Raw genomic sequence first — 17,207 nt, forward strand, 5'->3', positions numbered from 1 at the left:
ACGGATAGCCACGCCGCCTGACTTGCGGTATCCCGCTGGCCAACGGCAACCGGTGACAGGCCGCCGTAGGCGCGCGCTCAGACCCGCGAGGCGCTGCCGAGCCCCCTTTCCCCTGCCCGACCTCATGACCGCCCGTGGCCCTCGGTGTGGCCGTGGGAGCGGGGTGGTCATTTTGAAGAATTGGAAGATTGCAGTTGGATCAGATCGCCTCGCTTATCGCGACATCAGATGACGAAGATGACGAACGCGATCGTCCTCTCAATGCCTATCGGTTCGCTTCATCGGACAACGCTAAGGGCATCGTGGCGGAAGCCATCAGGTCACTCCTGAACTACGAGCATCGTTCAGGGCTGACGAGGAACAAGCGCCGGGCGGCAGACCAAGAAACCTTCGACCTGACTGTAGACGCGATCCTTTCCGACCTCATGCATCATCACCTCGTGGACTATCCCGGGGGAATTTACGTCACCCGCTCCAACAGGCACTTAGGGACGAAGAGCCGGTATCGGCCACGTGCTTATAGCAAGGTATTTCCGCGCATCTTGGACCTCCTCGCCAAGCCCGAGCTGGGTTATGTGCGTCAGGACACGGCCCCTCCGATACCTGGCGCTTCCAAATCGACGGTTATCCGACCGGGTCCGACACTACTGTCGCGAATGGATGACGGCGACATCGAGACTAGCGACCTCGACGAACATCCTCACGGCGAAACCATCATTCTCAAGCGGGTCAAGGATGCTGACGACTATTGGGATGAAGGGGGACTTGAGCAGTATGCCGACACCCCAACCACAGAGCGTTACCGCCACGAGCTTGCTGCGATCAACCAATGGTTGGCGGCGGCCGATCTCGGATATGATGCCTTGGGCATTCCTTGGCCGCATACGTCCTTCGACATCGACGACAGGCGCCTACGTCGCGTATTCACCCAAGCGCGGTTCACCAGTGGCGGCAGGATGTTCGGAGGCTTCTGGCAGCAACTGCGGAAACACGAGCGACGGCAGGGCCTCAAGATCGGGGGAGAGAAGGCCGTGGAGCTGGACTACGGTCAAGTGGGCGCACGCATCCTCTACGGCATGGCAGGCCACCTCCCAGCCACCGGCGACCTCTATTCGATGCCCGGATACAACCAGCAGCGAGATGGCATCAAGAAGGTGATGAGCGCCATGATATTCGCCGAGCGACGGCTCGACAGGTTCCCCAAGGACACTCGCGACCTGTTCCGCAAGGCCGACAGGATCGGCGAGGTGGTCGACGCCATCGAAGCCAAGCACCCACTAATCAAAGATCATTTCCACAAGGGTCTTGGTCACGACGCTCAGTTCATTGAGAGCAGCATCCTTGTCGACGTTCTCCTTGATCTTCGAGCCAAGGGCATTGTCGCTCTACCGATCCATGATGCGGTGATGGTTCCATCCTCCAAGGTGTTGGTGACCAAGGAGACCATGCTTACTGTGTTCAAGGCTCATGCCCGTGTTGAAGGCACTGTCACGGTTGAAGACTGAGGGGGAGACTTTGTCTCTGTATCAGGTCCTATCAACCTTCATCTGCATGCTAAGGCCACCTCTATCCTACTCAGGTGGGCATTCATCTCCACTGCTTGGTCCCCTTAAGGGGAGACCCACGGAACACCTAAGAGGGACCCGAGATTGACGAATTGGACTATGAAGCGAGAGCGCAAGAACGAGGTCAAAGCCAGAGCTTCTGAGCCAAGCCATATGTTCACACGCTGCCGCGTTGTGGGCTGCGGTAAGCCTGCCCGTGCGGCCACAGAAGACGGTCTGGACACCCGGTTCTGTCGCTCGCACTCGGACCACCTTGCCCGTCACGGCAGCGCTTACAAACAGTCATACACCGCCAAGGAGATCACACCTTATCGCAAGGCTGCCCTCACTTGGCTTGAGGCGAACGCGGACAACTTATGGGTCACGAACGCCATCGAGCGCGTGGAGACGTTGTACAGGGCCGCTGGGCCTCATGTGGAGGCGTTCAGGCTTCGAGGGCTGTCACCTGACGATCGTGCGCGAGCCGCCTGGGCGAGGCTACGCAAGGCGAAGATAGACCCCTCTCGCGTCGTCGCAGTCGCGCTCGCTGTCGAGATGATTATCCGCGACGATCCCCAGGCGGAAACGAAGGCAGAGTTCAAGCGCGTCCAAGCTGCGAAACTGGTTCACAAGATGTCGTCAGGAACGCACAAGCAGTGGGGAACCGGAAGCGGCGCGACAGAGTTGCACGCCTATCCGAGGTCGAGGGGTCGCGTACTGCGTCACGTCGGTCGCGACGTTGAACGGGCTTGTGAACTTCTTATCCAGCACTCCAGCCTGCCAGCTGCTCCCTCGTTGCGGCCCCTCCCCGCGTGACCCCCTTCAATGTTTGGTCAGGGCTCGGTCGACCTGAGCGGAAGCCCGCTCTTGATTGAGCGCGAACAGGCGGGCCAGGACCTCGTCATCTGACAAGTTGGCGGGCCACCCATAGGCCGCCGCCACGGCGTCATCCAGCGCCTTGTGAGCGTGCTGAAGCCATGCTGGGAGTTCGTTGTAGAGGTTCGTCAGGGTGCGAGTGCTTAGGAGCTTTTCCGCCTCTGCGGTCACTGGTAGGATGCGGTCGGGGTAACCAGCAACCACCTCGGGCTCTCTCCTAACAAGATCAGCAGGGTTCAACCAGTTCTCTCGAAGCTCGTTGAGCTGCTTGGCTGCTTTAGCGATGGCTGCCGCTCTCGTGTCACCCGCATATTCATCGGCCGGCACGTCCGGCGTCAGCCGCTCGGGAAAGGGGAAGGTTTCGAAGCCCTGAGAGGGCGTGTATTGCGGGTCGTTGCCGACCCCGTGCCACCCGCCAAGACGAAGCGACCACAGCTCGTGGAACCGTGAGTGGAGTATGCCGAACATTTCGTCATCTTGTCGTGCGATCACCACCAATCTGCTGTCCGGCAATGTGGTCGACGATACCCAGACAAAGATCCGGTGTTTCGAAACGCGAGGAGTAACGATAACTCTGTCGAGACCCGACATGCTACCCTTCAAACCGGGTACCGTTTCCCCATGCATCCACCAGTTTATCCGCCTTCGGTCCCTTCGATTGCTATCGCGCGTGGGTTTGACAACGGCTCGCACATGCTCAAATGGGCCCTCATAAATCGCGGCCACCTCTTCGGGGCGCTCGTGGAAGTCAATGATCCACATATCCCTTCTGCGACGGACAACGTCTATTCCATTTATCCACGGACGTATCACATCTGTATTGCGAGAGCCGTCTGGGTTGTTGGGCATTGTCAAGAGCTGGCGCGCGAAACTCCCATCGACTTCGAAGGAACCAATCTTAACAGGGCCTTGGAACGCCACGTCGGCGTTCTCCTCAAGTCGGCTTGCCTTTGTCAGATCGATCTCGGTCGCGGTGAGGTCAGGGTTGATCTTTGTGACAGGCTGTCCGTCCAAATGCGGAACCTCTCCATCGTTCAACGTTCCAAACACGACCAAGGAAACCCTGACTGCTGCCCCGTCAACGGTCCAAGGTTCATCATCCCACGCAGCGACGATGCTCATGTTCTCCGAGATACCGTCCATCACCCTACGGTTCGCCCCGCCGCGTATTGAGTTCGTCGTAACCAAGCCGGCACGGGTCAAAGCTCTCTTGCGAATTGCGGTCGCGGCTTTCTCCACCCAGTACACAACGAGGTCGGCCTCGGGCGGAACCCGGCCACGATAGGTCGCGAACAGGGTGGCGACGGCGATGTCACCCAATTCCGATCGCATGATCTTGCCGCCAAGGAAAGGCGGGTTTCCGATGACAGCGTCAACCTTGGGCCACTCGGCTTCGATCCACCGTCCCGCACCCTCACCGCCTTCCGGAACCCACGTGAGCAGCGCATCCCGGCACTCGATGTTGTGGAGCGGCTTCAACACCGGGTTCTGGCTGGCGGCGAAGCCATTCTTGAGCATCCACTGTATCTCGCCAATCCACACCGAAACGCGGGCAAGTTCCGCTGCATAGGGATTTAGCTCGATGCCCATGACCACCTCGGGGCCAATTTGCGGAAACCTGCGCGGCAGCCCCATCGCCTCGGCCTCCACTTGGACCTTGTGTTCGAGGTCCTTCAGAGCCCTCAGAGCGAGGTAGAGGAAGTTGCCTGACCCGCACGCGGGGTCCAGTACCCGGTATTCCACAAGCCGCTTCAGGTGTCGCTCTAACACGACTTGGGCTTGGTTTTGGGCGCGGGTCGAGGTGCTGCCCTTGGATGAAGTCGCCTTCGCCATTAGACCCGTGATTTCGGCCTTGGCCTTTTGCCACTCGGCAGTTAGCGGCTCGACGATCACCGGGTTGATGATCATCATGATCTTGTCACGGTCGGTGTAATGCGCTCCCAGTTGACTGCGCTTATCCGGGTCGAGACCACGTTCGAACAGCGTGCCGAGAATGGAAGGGTCAATGTCTCCCCAGTATTGCGAGGCTGCCCGGTGGACCAGCTTGATCTCTTCCTTGGTCAAAGCAAAAGCGAGGTCGTCGTCGAACAGGCCACCGTTGAACCACGCCACCTTCTCGAAGCCGACCCGACCACCGGCCCTCATCGCCACGAACAATTCACGGGCAAAGCGTTCGAACTCGCTCGGGTCTTCCAGCGCCTGTTCCAGCATCCGGGTGAAGATCGTTTCGGGAAGGAGCTTTACGTCCTCCGCGAACATGCAGAAGACCAGCCTGTTGATGAAGTGGGCCACCTGTTCCGGCACGTGACCGCGATCCCGCAGAGAACGAGCAAGTTGTGCGAACTCCGCAGCAACCTCTTCAGTAAGCTCTTGGCGGGATTTCTTTGGACGCAGAGCTTCGGGATCAGACAGGGCTGATTTGAGCCAACCTCTTTTTTCGGCATCGCCAAGATCGGTGATGGCGATTTCGTAGGTCTTTGAGACCGAGTTTGTCCAGTTGGTGTGGATGCGGATGGTAGTGCCAATATCCGACACGATGAGCAGAGGCGGGTTGTCCAGCGCCACGGCGTAACGTTGAAGCTGTGCAAACGCGGTGTCGAGGTTGGCCTTGGTGCCCTTGTATTCCCATCCGAAGTGGTTGCGCTTGAAGACGTCAGCGAACCCATTGCCGCCCGTTGTCTTGGAAGCGCCGACCTCAAAGCCATAGTCTTGGCCTGTCGGGTCCGCGTCGGCGGGCGTGGGTTCCCCGAGCATATGGCAAAGATCGAGGAAGTGCTCCTGGGCGGCTGCCCGCTCCTTCAACTGAGAGTTCTGCCACTTGGCGATGAAGGTTTGTGGCGTCATGCTGTGGTGGCCTCCCCTACGCTGGAGGGACCAGCGAGAGCCATCATAGGGGTTGTTCAGGCACCATCAAGAGACCAAACTCTGGCTATGCTTTGCCGAAGTGGCAAAACCGAGCTTGACTGAGAGATACACCGCTGCTACCCCTTGAGATACACCAAGGCGGTCGACGCTTTGTGGAAGCGGTCGCGCCAAGCGATTGTAAGTAATGACTTTTCTGGCATTTTTGTACCCGGTTCGATTTATCTAACTTGTCCGGCCCGGGGAGCCACCGCCTTTTCTAAGCCGTGGTGCGATCTTGTACACTACAGCGCCATTGTCCGCGCACTTCGGTCCGCTTAGCTTCTGCCAGAACGGCTGGTAACAGCTACGAAGCCGATCGAGGCAGTTTGGTGGGCATCGCGCCCCTGCCCTCGCCCGAAGGCAGCCTGATAACGCCCGGTATCATCTATGAAAATACCAAATCGGGAGGACGTTGGTGCAAACCAAGAAGATCATCAATGACGGCAATCGCGCCGTCGACGAGATGCTGGAAGGCATCCTGGCTGCGCATCCCCGCCATCTCAAAGCCGTTGACGGAAGCCAGCGCTCTATCATCGCCCGCGATGGACCGCGCCAAGGCAAGGTAGGCCTCGTCATTGGTGGCGGCTCGGGCCACGAGCCGAGTTTTCTCGGCTTCGTCGGCAAGGGGCTGGCCGACGCGGCGGCGATCGGCAATGTCTTCGCCTCTCCGCCGCCCGACCCGATCCTCGAATGCGCCAAGGCGGCGAGCGGCGGCGCCGGTGTGCTGTTCATGTACGGCAACTATGCCGGCGACGTCATGAATTTCGACATGGCGGCCGAGATGGCCGCAATGGACGACATCGAGGTGCGCACGGTTCTGAGCACCGACGACGTCGCTTCCGCGCCCGTTGGCGACAGGCACAAGAGGCGCGGTGTCGCCGGCAACTTCTTCATCTTCAAGGCGGCAGGCGCTGCCTGCGACCGGATGCTGTCCTTCGACGAATGCGAACGCATTGCCGGGAAGGCCAACGACCACACATTCACCATGGGCGTGGCATTGGCGCCCTGTTCGTTGCCGCAAACCCGCCGGCCGAATTTCGAGATCGGACCCGACGAGATGGAGATCGGCATGGGCATCCATGGCGAACCCGGCATCGCACGAGGAAAACTCAAAACGGCCGACGAGATCACTGACGAAATGCTGGACAGGATTCTCGCCGAGATGGCGCCGGCACGCGGCGAGAAGGTCGCCGTTCTGGTCAATTCGCTGGGTTCGACGCCGCTGATGGAACTCTACATCATGAACCGGCGCGCGAAGCAGAGGCTTGACGATATCGGTGTATCCATTCACGCAAGCTGGGTCGGCAATTACTGCACCTCGCTCGAAATGGCCGGCGCTTCGATTACGCTGCACCACCTCGACGACGAGTTGCAAACGATGCTCGACCACCCTTGCGACTGCGCCATGTTTCGCGCCGGGTAAACTTGGTGAACGGCAAGGAACAAGAGATGACGACAATCGACACCACCCGCCTTGCCGCGATGTTCGCGGCCATCGCCGACGCTATGTCAGCCGACCGGGATCGGTTGTGCGCGCTTGACGGGGTGATCGGCGATGCCGACCACGGCATTGCGATGGAGCTTGGATTTTCCGCGGCACGCGATGCGGTGGCCGCATTGGATACCGGCACCACCGATCCGACCATCTTGCTGAACACGGCGGCGAAGTCGTTCCTCAACGCCGTCGGCGCCTCCTCGGGCCCGCTCTATGCCACGGCATTCATGCGCGGCGCGGCCGCCGTCAAGGGCAAGGCGACGCTCGACGACGCCGACGCGGTCGCTATGTTCCAAGCGATGGCCAGAGGCATTCAGGATCGCGGCAAGGCCGAGCCTGGCGAAAAGACGATGATCGATGCGTGGGCGCCGGCCGCGACGGCTGCGGGCGAGGCACTGGCCGCCGGCAAGGGGCTGGCCGGCAGCCTCGCGGCTGCAGCCGAGGCGGCAAAGGCCGGCGCGGAGGCGACCAAGGCGATGATCGCCACCAAGGGCCGGGCCTCCCGCCTCGGCGAACGCTCGCTTGGCCATATGGATCCAGGCGCGGCGTCCGCCGTAACCGTCATCGAGGCGATGCGGATCGCCTTGACCGGCTAGGTCGGGAGCGAATCCTCAGCGCTTCGCGTCGAGCTTGTCGACAGCCTGCACATTGGCGGCAGAGGGACCGTTCGGATCGAACTCCGAGGCCAGCCAGGCGTCGGCGATCGATTTGGCCAGTTCGGGGCCGATGACGCGCGCACCCATGGTGATGATCTGGGCATTGTTGGATTTCGCAGCGCGTTCCGCCGAATAGGTGTCGTGGGTTAGCGCGGCACGGATTCCGGGCACCTTGTTGGCCGAGATGCTGACGCCGATGCCGGTGCCGCAAAACAGGATGGCGCGGTCGTAATTGCCGTCGACAATTTCGTGGCCGACCGCAGCGGCAATATCGGCGTAGAATCCGGCCTGGCTGAGATCGACGACCTGCAGTTCTGGCTTGGTGGCGAGATGCTTGGCGATGACATCGAGCAGCGGCTTGCCGGCGCTGTCGGCTCCGAGTGCGATCTTCATGGCAATGAACTCCTTCGTTTTCGTGGTCAGCGCGCGATGGCGGCCGACGCCTTTTTGAGAATGTCGATATAGCCTTCCGCTTGCCATGCCGAGCGGCCGATGAACAGCCCATCGAGATGCGGCTGGCCGATCAGTTCGGCCGCGTTGCCGGGATTGACGCTGCCGCCGTAGAGCACAAGCGGGGCGGTCGGCAACCGGGTTGCTGCGATCTGCTTGATCAGCGCCTGCTGCTTGTCGGCATAGTCGGCGCTGGCCGGAATGCCTTTCTCGCCGATCGCCCACACCGGTTCATAGGCAAAGAGTATCTCTGCCGACAACTCATTGTTTGCGAGACCCTGCAGCGCGCCCAAAACCTGCGCGGTCAGGATTTCGTCGGCGCGGCCGCCCTCGCGCTCGGCCAGCGTCTCGCCGACACAAATCAAGGGTACGAAGCCGTGCCTGACTGCCGCCGCCGTTTTCAGTCCCACAGTCTTGTCCGTCTCGCCAAAATGCTCACGGCGCTCGCTATGGCCGAGTTCGATCAGGTCGAGCCCACAATCCCTCAGCATCACCGGCGAAATCTCGCCCGTCCAGGCGCCGGCATCGGCCCAATGCATGTTCTGGGCGCCGACCTTGACGCGGGTGTTGGCGAGCGCCGCCTTGACCTGCCGCACCGCGGTGAAGGGGGGAATGACGAAAGGCTGTATCGCCGGATCGAAGCCCGGCACGAACGCCGCCAATGCCTCGGCGAACTGCAGCGCCTCCGCCAGCGTCTTGTTCATCTTCCAGCTCGTGCCGACCCAATATGGGGCCATTCTTCTCTCCTTCGATCCGAAATTCGAATGATGCGTGTTTCCGGGTCTGCGCCGGCCTTCGGGCCGGCGGTTTGCCTCAAGCGCGAGGCTTGAGACTTTCGCGGCCGCTGTCGATGTAAGGCGCCCAGAAATCCACCGACTCACGGATCATTGCAATAACCTGATGATCGACCGGTTCCCTCTCCCGGAAGGAAAGTTCAAGGCAGATTTCATTGTCGGTTCCGCCACCCGCCCGCACGGCGTCGAGCAGCTTCTGCGGGATGATGCGGCCATCCTTGTTGTAGGCGGCGGTGAACGGCCAGTGCCCGCCCTTGTTCATCGACGATTGCTTGATGTGGATGATCGGCGATTGCAACGGGAACGCTTTCGCCCAGGCATAGGGATCAGTGTCGTCAGGATTGGGCGAGGTCACGTCGCCATGGTCGATGTCGACCATCATCTGCATCGGGATCGGCAGCTTGGCCGCATCGATGGCGCCCTGCAATTCGACGCAGCTTTCGATCGTGTGGCCAAACTCGCGGCCGACCGACATCGGTTCCCAGAAAACGTAGGTCAGGCCCGCCGCTTTGGCGTGCTCGGCCACTTCGCGCCAGCATTCGAGCGCGATGCCGAGAAGCGCCGCGCGCCGCTGCGGATCGTCAAAATCCTTGTAGGTGAATATGGCGAACTGCGTGCCCATGCCCGACGCGCCGAGTTCGGCGGAGATGTCGGCGAAGGTCTTGAACCAATCGACATAATAGCGGCGCACATCCGCGTCCGGATGGCCGAAATGATTGAGCCGGCCATAGGGACCGGTCATACCCGAAGTGATCCGCACGCCGGTCCGCGCCAGGGCGCTGTTGAACAGGCGAACGAACTTGGCGATCGTTGCCGCCGGCCAGCCCGGATTGACGAATTCATGCGTCAGTTGCACGTCGCGGATGCCGATGCCATAGGCAATGGCGTCGATCAGATCGTCGGGATCGGCGAAGCGATTGACCAGCGGGTTGGTGTTCAGCGAAAGCGTGAAGGCCATCAGTTCACCGCCGCCATTGTCTTTGTGCACCAGTCTTCGAATGTTTTCCGCTCGGCCGCATTGATATGCAGCCCGTGTTTGGTCCGGCGTTCGAGAACGTCGGCGGCGGTCATCGCCCATTCGGTCTCGAACAGGAAGACAGCTTCGAGCTCATAGAAATCCGGGCCGAAACGACGGCCGAGATCGGCTTCGCCTTTTACGCCTTTCAGCAAGGCGCGCGTGCGCGTGCCGTAGCTGCGGGCATAGTGCTTCACCAGCGACGGGCTAAGCCACGAAAACTCGGCGTGCAGATCGCCCAGGAACTGCTCGAAATCCGCGTTGGGCAGGTCGCCTCCCGGCAGGGGAATTTTGGCTGTCCAGGCCTTCTTCATGGTCGGAAAGAAGGGCTGGATCTTTTCCAGCGCATGTTCGGACAGTTTGCGGAAGGTGGTGATCTTGCCGCCGAACACAGAAAGCAGCGGCGCGCCACCGTTCGGGGCGTCGAGTTCGAAGATGTAGTCGCGCGTCACCGCGCTCGGGTTGTCGGCATTGTCGTCATAGAGCGGACGCACGCCCGAGAAACTGTAGACCACGTCTTGCGCGGTCAGCTGCCGCTTGAAGTAGCGATTGACCACCTTGATCAGATAATTGATCTCGCTTGCCTCGGCGGCCACTTCTTCGGGCCGACCTTCATAAGGAATGTCGGTGGTGCCGATCAGCGCCAGATCGTTCTCATACGGGTTGACGAAGATCACCCGCTTGTCGTTGTTCTGGATGAGATAGGCCTGCCGTCCCTCCCAGAATTTCGGCACGACGATATGGCTTCCTTTCACCAAGCGAACGTTGCGGGTGGAATTCTGTCCAGCGACGCGGCTGACGATGTCATTCACCCATGGCCCGGCCGCGTTGACCAACCCGCGTGCGCGGGCCCTCGTCACAGCACCCGTGCGGCCATCCTGCATGTCGATCGACCACAGGCCGCCTTCGCGCCTGGCAGCAATACAGGCCGTGCGCGTGAAGACTTTTGCGCCACGCTGACTGGCGTCGAGCGCATTGAGCAACACCAGCCGTGCATCATCGACCCAGCAGTCCGAATATTCGAAGCCTCGTTTGAATTCATCCTTGATCGGCGCTCCTTCCGGCGCGGTTCTCAAATTCAGCGTCCTCGTTCCCGGCAGGCGCTTGCGGCCGCCAAGATGGTCGTAGAGAAACAGCCCGAGCCGGACCAGCCATGCCGGCCTGTCTTCGGGGCTGTGCGGCAGCACGAAGCGCATCGGCCAGATGATGTGCGGCGCCGCCTCAAGCAGCACCTCGCGCTCGATCAGCGCCTCGCGCACCAGCCGGAACTCGTAGTACTCGAGATAGCGCAGGCCCCCATGCACCAGCTTGCCGGAACGCGAGCTGGTGCCTTGCGCCAGATCGTCCTTCTCGCACAGGATGACCGACAGCCCGCGACCCGCGGCATCGCGCGCTATACCGGCGCCGTTGACGCCACCGCCGATCACGAAGAGATCGACAATATCCGTTGTATCGCTCAAGACTTAGCTCCTGTGCGGTGCGCCATCGATTTCCACACCGGATGCAGCGCCTGACGCGCCGCGACAAAGGACGGAAACAGCGCATCGTAGGTTTGCGAAAGCGCCTCGTCATAGGCGTCGCATTCGCCCAGCAGCGGCGTCACCCACTCGGCGCAGCAAACATCCATCGAGCGATAGACGCCAAGCCTGACCGCGGCCATCATCGCCGCACCCGCGGCGCCGGCTTCCTGGCGGCTGCTGGTCCTGACTTGCGCGCGGGTCGCCGCAGCGATGATACGGCGCAGCGACGGGCTGCGCGCGGCGCCGCCAGACAGGCGGATTTCGCCGGGCACGCTGCCCATGGCCTGGTAGCAATCGCGGGCCGCGAAGGCCAATCCTTCGAGAACTGCGCGCGCCAGATCGCCAAAACCGTGCTTGACCGAGAGGCCGATGAAGCCCGCGCGTGCGTCGGGGTCAACGAACGGTCCGCGTTCGCCGGCAAGCGAGATATAGGGCTGATAGACCAGCGATCCCGGCTCCGATCCCTCGACCCAGACATCGAGCGCTTTCAGCAGCTCGTCGCGCGAAGGTTTTGCGCCGCTGGCGGTCAGCACGTCGCGCGCCAGGCCAAGCAGCCAGTCGATGTTGAGCGTCGCCGCCATGTTGGATTGCAGTTGCGCATACGCGCCAGGAACCGGCATGGCGATCGTGTAGCCTGATGCATCGTCGTTGAGAACGACGTCGTCGGCAGTGCGCGCCAGGCGTGTGTGGATGCCGGTCGAGCCGATGACCGTGCAGCCGACATTGCCGCTTGGATCATAGAGGCCGGCGCCAAGCGCGGTGCTGACCATGTCGACATAGCCCAGCACCACCGGCGTGCCCTCAAGCAGGCCGGTCTCATTTGCTGCCGACGCAGAAAGCGGATGATGGTCGGTCGTGCCTTCGAGCATTGGCGGCAGCAGCCGGCGGTGCGACGTCAGATCGAGAATGTCGAGCACCTCGTCGGAATAGCTGCGCGAGCGGAAATCGCCGAAGGTGAATGTTCCCTCCGAAGGATCGGTGGCGCGCTCGCCGGTCATCTTGAAATAGAGCCAATCCTTGCAGTGAAAGGCATTGGCGGCGCGCTCCAGGATTTCCGGGCTGTTTTTCTTCAGCCAGCTGAGCTGAGCGCCCTGCTGGCAGGCGTTGAGCCCGGTGCCGGTGATCGCGAACCGCGTGCGATCCCGGGGATCGCCGCGCATCTCGTCCACCAGATGTCCGGCGCGCGCATCGAGCCAGAGCCAGGCGCGCCCGACCGGCATGCCGTCGCCATCGATCAGCCAGGTGCCGTCGCCCTGCCCGGTGACCGCGACGGCCGCGGTTCGCCGCGCGAGGTCTGGAATTTTCGTCGCCAGATCGAGAACGGTCAGCACCATGTCGCGCCAGGTCTGATCAAGGTCCTGCTCGGCGCCGCCGCCTTCCAGCGTGACGAAGCTGTTGGTCACCGACGCCATGGTAAGCTGCCGCCCCGAGAGATCGAAAGCGACCGATTTGATCACGGACGTTCCCGCGTCGATCCCGATCAGCAGGTCTTTCATGCCGCACGTTCCGGATGATTATGAAGGCAATTCACAAGGAGCAGTCTTTATTGTCTGGAGCCGTGGAAGAGCCAGGGAGTGTCCGCAAAGGACACCCCCTGAGCACGTTTTATTCCGACAGCACGAAGGGTGCGGTGTACTTGTCCACATTGTCCTTGGTGATGAGCAGGCAATCGAACAGCTGCTTCTCGCTGGTGGCGCCGGTAGCGCCCGTCTTGATGAACGAGTCGGCCTGCTGCACGGCCTTGGCCGAGAAGATGGCCACCGGCTGAAGCACGGTGTACTGCAGTTCGCCGGACTTGATGGCCGCAACCGCATCCGGGGAACCGTCAAAGCCGCCGACCTTGATGCCGGCGAGCTTGCCGGCTTCCTTCAGCGCCGCAACTGCGCCAAGCGCCATTTCGTCGTTGCCGCTGATCACGGCGATGATGTCGGGATTGGCCTGCAGCATGCTCTGCATCTTGTCGTGTCCCTGGGTGCGATCCCAATTGGCGACCTGCGAAGCGGCCTTTTCGAGATCCGGATACTGGCTCAGCACGGTCGCGTAGCCGTTCGAGCGCGTGGCGGCGTTGTTGTCCGACGGGGCGCCGAGCAGTTCGACATACTTGCCCTTTTCACCGACCGCCTGCACCCACTGCTGGGCACCGAGAGCCGCACCCTGCGCGTTGTTGGAGACGAGCTGGCCCTTGGCGAGGCCTTCCTGGTTGATCTCGGCATTGACGAGGAAAACCGGGATGTTGGCGGCAATCGCCTTCTTCACCGCGCCGACCGAACCATCGGCATTGGCCGGGTCGAGGATGATCGCCACCGACTTGTTGGTGATGGCGGTGTCGATCAGATTGCTTTCGGTATTGGTGTCGCCCTTGTGGGCGGCGACGTTGGCTGTATAGCCAAGCTTTTCGGCTTCGGCCTTGGCAACGTTGCCTTCGGTCAGCCAGTAGGGGTTGGCCGGATCGTTGACGATGATCGAGATCAGGCCCGCGGCCGATGCGGCTGCGCTAAACCCGACCACCATCGCGGCGGCAAGCAAACTTCTAAGCACGATTTTCATGTACATTCCTCCAATGATTTTACGCGGTCTTGCTGCCAGTCAGCTGGCAGTCTTCCCTTGGGCAGGATTGGCCGGTTCGGCCTTCCCCCGTTTCTGAGAAGTCGGTTGGCCGCCCGTCGAAGCTGGAAGCTTGCTACGGCGGCGATACTGAACGGCATTGAGGAGCACGGCGAGCACGATGACGGCGCCGGTGAACACTGTCTGCCAGTAGGATGAGATGCCGATGATCACCAGACCGTCGGACAGGAAGCCGATGACGAAGGCTCCGAGCAGGGTGCCGCGAATGTTGCCGCGCCCGCCGGTGAGTGCGGCGCCGCCGATGACGACGGCGGCGATGGCCGTCAGTTCGTAAGTGGTGCCAGCGGTCGGTCCGGCCGAGGTCAACTGCGAGGACAGGATCAGGCCGGCAATGGCGGCACAGATGCCTGAAAGCACATAGACCGAAATCTGCACAGTCTTGACCGGAACGCCGGAGAGTTCGGCGGCGCGCTCATTGCCGCCCGAGGCGTAGAGCCAGCGTCCAAAGGCGGTGCGGTTCAGGACGATGCTGCCGATCAGCGCGATGACCGCCAGCACCACCACGCCGGTCGGCACGCCGAACAGGCGGTTGAAGCCGAGAGCATCGAAACCGGTGTTGCCCAACTCCGGCTTGCCGCCGAGATTGTTGTAGGTCAGGCCGCTGGTCATCAGCAGTGCCAGGCCGCGCGCCATGTACATGACGCCGAGCGTGGCGACAAAGGCCGGAACCTTGAACCGCGCGATCAGCACGCCGTTGATCAGCCCGACAGCGGCGCCCAGCATGCAGGCCAGCACCGCGACCACCCAGACCGGCGGATAGAGAACGACGCCGAGCCAGGTCAGCGTCACGCCTTGCATCAGAAAACCGGCGACGACGCCGGCAAGCCCGAGCGTCGACCCCACCGACAGGTCGATGCCGCCGTTGAGGATGACGAGCAGCATGCCGACGGCGAGAATCCCGAAGATGGCGACATGCGAGGCCATGGTCAGGAAATTCGCCACCGAAAGGTAGTAGGGCGACAGGATCGAGAAGACGACGATGATGACGATCAGGGCAAAGAAGGCCCGGCCTTCGAGCAGCAGCTTGGCCACGTCGAAGCCCTCGCCGCCCGCATTGGGGCTGGACTGTTTGCTGGCCTGGCTGACATCGCTCATGGGTCGGGGCTCCGGAAATTCTGTGGTCAGGCGACCACGGCTTCGCCGGAGGCGGCCATGATCTGCTCTTTGGTGGCGTTGGCGCCGAATTCGGCTGAAATCTTGCCGCGCCGCATGACGACGATGCGGTGGGCGATGCTGAGGCACTCATTGACCTCCGAGGTCGAGAAGACGACCGCCAGGCCTTGCGCGGCACGCTCGCTGAGCAAGCGAAAGACTTCGGCCTTCGCGCCGACGTCGATGCCGCGGCTCGGCTCGTCGAGAAGGATGACCTTGGGATTCGTCGTCAGCATCTTGCCGATGACGACCTTCTGCTGGTTGCCGCCCGACAGCGATCCGATCATGGCGTTGCCGCCCGCGGTCTTGATGGTCACCTTGCGGATCGAATCGTCGATCAGTGCGCGCTCCCTCTGCCGGGAGAGGAAGAGCCCCTTGGCGAATGCCTCGATGCTGGCAAGCGACAGGTTGCGGCCGACGGTCATGGTCTGAACCAGGCCATCGCGCTGGCGATCCTCGGGGACCAGAACCAGACCTCGGGCGATGCGCTGGGCAATGGTCAGCCCCGAGACGTCCTCACCCTCCAGCAGCGCCCGCCCGCCCGCCATGGGCACACGGCCGGCGACGGCCTCCAGCAATTCCGTGCGGCCCGCGCCCATCAGCCCATAGATGCAGACGATCTCGCCCGCTTTGACATCCAGCGACAGATGATCGACGACGTAGCCTGAACCCGAAGCGTCGGTGACGCTGACATCCTCGATCGACAGCGCCACCGCGCCGAACTCGTGGCCGGTCGGCGGCGAGCCGAGATCGAAATTCTCGCCCACCATGTTGCGGACGATCCATTCGAGGTCGATGTCCTTGGCCTCGGCCGTTGCCGTGATCGCCCCGTCACGCAGCACGACGGCGTAGTCGGTGATCTGCAGCGCCTCTTCGAGGTGATGCGAGATGTAGACGATGGAGACACCGCGGCTGGTCAGATCGCGGATCACCTTGAACAGCACCTCCACCTCGGTCGCACTGAGTGCGGAGGTCGGCTCGTCCATGATCAGGATGCGGGAATCGACCGACAGCGCGCGTGCGATCTCGACGATCTGTTGCTGCCCCAGGCGCAGGTCCTCGACCAGGGTCATCGGATTGATGTCTTCTTCGAGGTCGGCCATCAGCGCCCGCGCCTGGCGCGCCTCCTCGGCGAAGTCGAGGCCGGTTCTGGTGCGCAGTTCGCGGCCCATGAAGATGTTGTCGCGAACGCTCAGATTCGGCGCCAGGCTGAGCTCCTGGTGGATGATCGAAATGCCGCGATCGCGCGCGTCCGAAGACGAGGCAAAGCTGACGAGATTGCCGTCGAGCACGATGTCGCCGGATGTCGGCGTCACCACGCCGGACAGGATCTTCATCAGCGTCGATTTGCCGGCGCCATTCTCTCCGAACAGGGTGGTGACCTTGCCGCGATGGATGTCGAAGTTGACGCCCTTGAGCGCGTGGACGCCGCCATACGACATGACGACATTGCGCGCCGAAAGCACGGCATCGCCAGTCGCGGGTTCTGTGCCGGCAGTCATTGTCATTTGACGTCCAGCCTCACCGGTGTGACCAGCCAGCTCTTCGGATTGACCAGCTTGAAGACGCCGACCACCGCTATTGTCTTGCCGGTCAAGGCACTGGTATCGACTTTCGCCAGCACCTCCTTCTTCATCTCGTTGTTCAGCGCCGAGCCGGCGTCCTGATACTCGATCTGGTTGGTGAACTGACCAAAGGTGATCTTGCCGGTGGCGTCGCGAAGCTCGGTGCCGTTGATCGCCGGCCCAGTCTGTACGCGGACGGTCAACGTGTCCGGCAAACCGTCGACGGCGACCTTGTAGATGCCCGATTTTCCCTCGCCGACGACGCCGGTGAACTTGACCGAGATGACCGGTCCGACTCCCGCCGGCACGCCATATTCCTTTTCGGCCGTCGCCCTGTCCTTGGCGATCGCCGCCGCCACCGTCGCGGCGTCGGCGGCACGCGCTTCGACATCGGCCTGCACCTTGGGAAATTCAGACTTGCCGTAGTCGGCGGCCGAAAACACCGCGTTGCGAACATCGCCGGCAGAGCCGATCTTGATCACCTTGGTGTCGAGCGCCATGGCGCCGAGCAGAACCACAAACGCAGCGCCGGCAAGCACCCGGCGCAGGCCGGGCGAAGCTTGCCGGGCGGTGGCCTTCGCGCTCATGATGCAACCACCAGCGGTGCGGAT

The 17,207-nt window shown here is 62.0% G+C and carries 13 protein-coding genes; 3 read left to right on the top strand and 10 right to left on the bottom strand.

Features of this window, described 5'->3' with window-relative positions:
- Positions 1-194: 194 nt before the first annotated feature.
- Positions 195-1,505, top strand: a complete 1,311-nt coding sequence (locus NKJ64_RS13175; protein WP_352462752.1) for a hypothetical protein — start codon at positions 195-197, stop codon at positions 1,503-1,505.
- An 861-nt stretch (positions 1,506-2,366) separates the two neighbouring features.
- On the opposite strand, the gene NKJ64_RS13180 is transcribed toward NKJ64_RS13175, so the two are convergent.
- Positions 2,367-5,264: a class I SAM-dependent DNA methyltransferase gene (locus tag NKJ64_RS13180; RefSeq protein WP_352462753.1), complete on the bottom strand. Its 2,898-nt coding sequence runs from the start codon at positions 5,262-5,264 to the stop codon at positions 2,367-2,369.
- Positions 5,265-5,739: 475 nt separating this feature from the next.
- On the opposite strand from NKJ64_RS13180, the gene NKJ64_RS13185 reads away from it, so the two are divergent.
- Both NKJ64_RS13185 and dhaL read left to right on the top strand, forming a co-directional pair.
- Positions 5,740-6,747, top strand: coding sequence for a dihydroxyacetone kinase subunit DhaK (locus tag NKJ64_RS13185; protein ID WP_352462754.1), 1,008 nt, complete (start codon positions 5,740-5,742; stop codon positions 6,745-6,747).
- 26 nt (positions 6,748-6,773) lie between these two features.
- Positions 6,774-7,415 carry a dihydroxyacetone kinase subunit DhaL gene (dhaL, locus tag NKJ64_RS13190; protein WP_023706016.1) on the top strand — a complete coding sequence of 214 codons (642 nt, stop codon included), beginning with the start codon at positions 6,774-6,776 and terminating at the stop codon, positions 7,413-7,415.
- A 15-nt stretch (positions 7,416-7,430) separates the two neighbouring features.
- Here dhaL and derI read toward each other — a convergent pair whose 3' ends face one another.
- From derI to NKJ64_RS13235, 9 genes are all read right to left on the bottom strand, one after another.
- On the bottom strand, positions 7,431-7,868 hold the full coding sequence (gene derI, locus NKJ64_RS13195) for a D-erythrulose-4-phosphate isomerase (RefSeq protein ID WP_023672592.1): 438 nt from the start codon (positions 7,866-7,868) through the stop codon (positions 7,431-7,433).
- A 26-nt stretch (positions 7,869-7,894) separates the two neighbouring features.
- Positions 7,895-8,662: a triose-phosphate isomerase gene (locus NKJ64_RS13200; protein ID WP_352462755.1), complete on the bottom strand. Its 768-nt coding sequence runs from the start codon at positions 8,660-8,662 to the stop codon at positions 7,895-7,897.
- 76 nt (positions 8,663-8,738) lie between these two features.
- On the bottom strand, positions 8,739-9,677 hold the full coding sequence (locus tag NKJ64_RS13205) for a sugar phosphate isomerase/epimerase family protein (protein ID WP_352462788.1): 939 nt from the start codon (positions 9,675-9,677) through the stop codon (positions 8,739-8,741).
- Positions 9,677-11,194, bottom strand: a complete 1,518-nt coding sequence (locus NKJ64_RS13210) for a glycerol-3-phosphate dehydrogenase (protein ID WP_023691089.1) — start codon at positions 11,192-11,194, stop codon at positions 9,677-9,679. The genes NKJ64_RS13205 and NKJ64_RS13210 overlap by 1 nt, the downstream gene beginning before the upstream one ends.
- Positions 11,191-12,750: an FGGY-family carbohydrate kinase gene (locus tag NKJ64_RS13215; RefSeq protein ID WP_352462756.1), complete on the bottom strand. Its 1,560-nt coding sequence runs from the start codon at positions 12,748-12,750 to the stop codon at positions 11,191-11,193. The genes NKJ64_RS13210 and NKJ64_RS13215 overlap by 4 nt, the downstream gene beginning before the upstream one ends.
- Positions 12,751-12,859: 109 nt before the next feature.
- The gene (locus NKJ64_RS13220) at positions 12,860-13,801 is read right to left on the bottom strand and encodes a D-ribose ABC transporter substrate-binding protein (RefSeq protein ID WP_081726801.1); all 942 of its coding nucleotides are present in this window, start codon (positions 13,799-13,801) and stop codon (positions 12,860-12,862) included.
- Between the two features lie 39 nt (positions 13,802-13,840).
- Positions 13,841-14,974, bottom strand: coding sequence for an ABC transporter permease (locus NKJ64_RS13225; RefSeq protein ID WP_023688198.1), 1,134 nt, complete (start codon positions 14,972-14,974; stop codon positions 13,841-13,843).
- A gap of 26 nt (positions 14,975-15,000) precedes the next feature.
- The gene (locus NKJ64_RS13230; protein WP_352462757.1) at positions 15,001-16,539 is read right to left on the bottom strand and encodes a sugar ABC transporter ATP-binding protein; all 1,539 of its coding nucleotides are present in this window, start codon (positions 16,537-16,539) and stop codon (positions 15,001-15,003) included.
- Positions 16,536-17,183, bottom strand: coding sequence for a DUF2291 family protein (locus tag NKJ64_RS13235; protein WP_023833799.1), 648 nt, complete (start codon positions 17,181-17,183; stop codon positions 16,536-16,538). Before NKJ64_RS13235 ends, NKJ64_RS13230 begins: the two co-directional genes overlap by 4 nt.
- Between the last annotated feature and the right edge of the window lie 24 nt (positions 17,184-17,207).

The sequence above is a fragment of the Mesorhizobium sp. M0062 genome (assembly GCF_040323125.1).
GTDB lineage: Bacteria > Pseudomonadota > Alphaproteobacteria > Rhizobiales > Rhizobiaceae > Mesorhizobium.

What these genes read in the sequence shown, in the direction of transcription:
- NKJ64_RS13205 (WP_352462788.1), bottom strand. Translation starts at nt 9,677, where the DNA reads ATGGCCTTCACGCTTTCGCTGAACACCAACCCGCTGGTCAATCGCTTC.
- NKJ64_RS13230 (WP_352462757.1), bottom strand. Translation starts at nt 16,539, where the DNA reads ATGACAATGACTGCCGGCACAGAACCCGCGACTGGCGATGCCGTGCTT.
- derI (WP_023672592.1), bottom strand. Translation starts at nt 7,868, where the DNA reads ATGAAGATCGCACTCGGAGCCGACAGCGCCGGCAAGCCGCTGCTCGAT.
- NKJ64_RS13180 (WP_352462753.1), bottom strand. Translation starts at nt 5,264, where the DNA reads ATGACGCCACAAACCTTCATCGCCAAGTGGCAGAACTCTCAGTTGAAG.
- NKJ64_RS13225 (WP_023688198.1), bottom strand. Translation starts at nt 14,974, where the DNA reads ATGAGCGATGTCAGCCAGGCCAGCAAACAGTCCAGCCCCAATGCGGGC.
- NKJ64_RS13220 (WP_081726801.1), bottom strand. Translation starts at nt 13,801, where the DNA reads ATGAAAATCGTGCTTAGAAGTTTGCTTGCCGCCGCGATGGTGGTCGGG.
- NKJ64_RS13200 (WP_352462755.1), bottom strand. Translation starts at nt 8,662, where the DNA reads ATGGCCCCATATTGGGTCGGCACGAGCTGGAAGATGAACAAGACGCTG.
- dhaL (WP_023706016.1), top strand. Translation starts at nt 6,774, where the DNA reads ATGACGACAATCGACACCACCCGCCTTGCCGCGATGTTCGCGGCCATC.
- NKJ64_RS13235 (WP_023833799.1), bottom strand. Translation starts at nt 17,183, where the DNA reads ATGAGCGCGAAGGCCACCGCCCGGCAAGCTTCGCCCGGCCTGCGCCGG.
- NKJ64_RS13215 (WP_352462756.1), bottom strand. Translation starts at nt 12,750, where the DNA reads ATGAAAGACCTGCTGATCGGGATCGACGCGGGAACGTCCGTGATCAAA.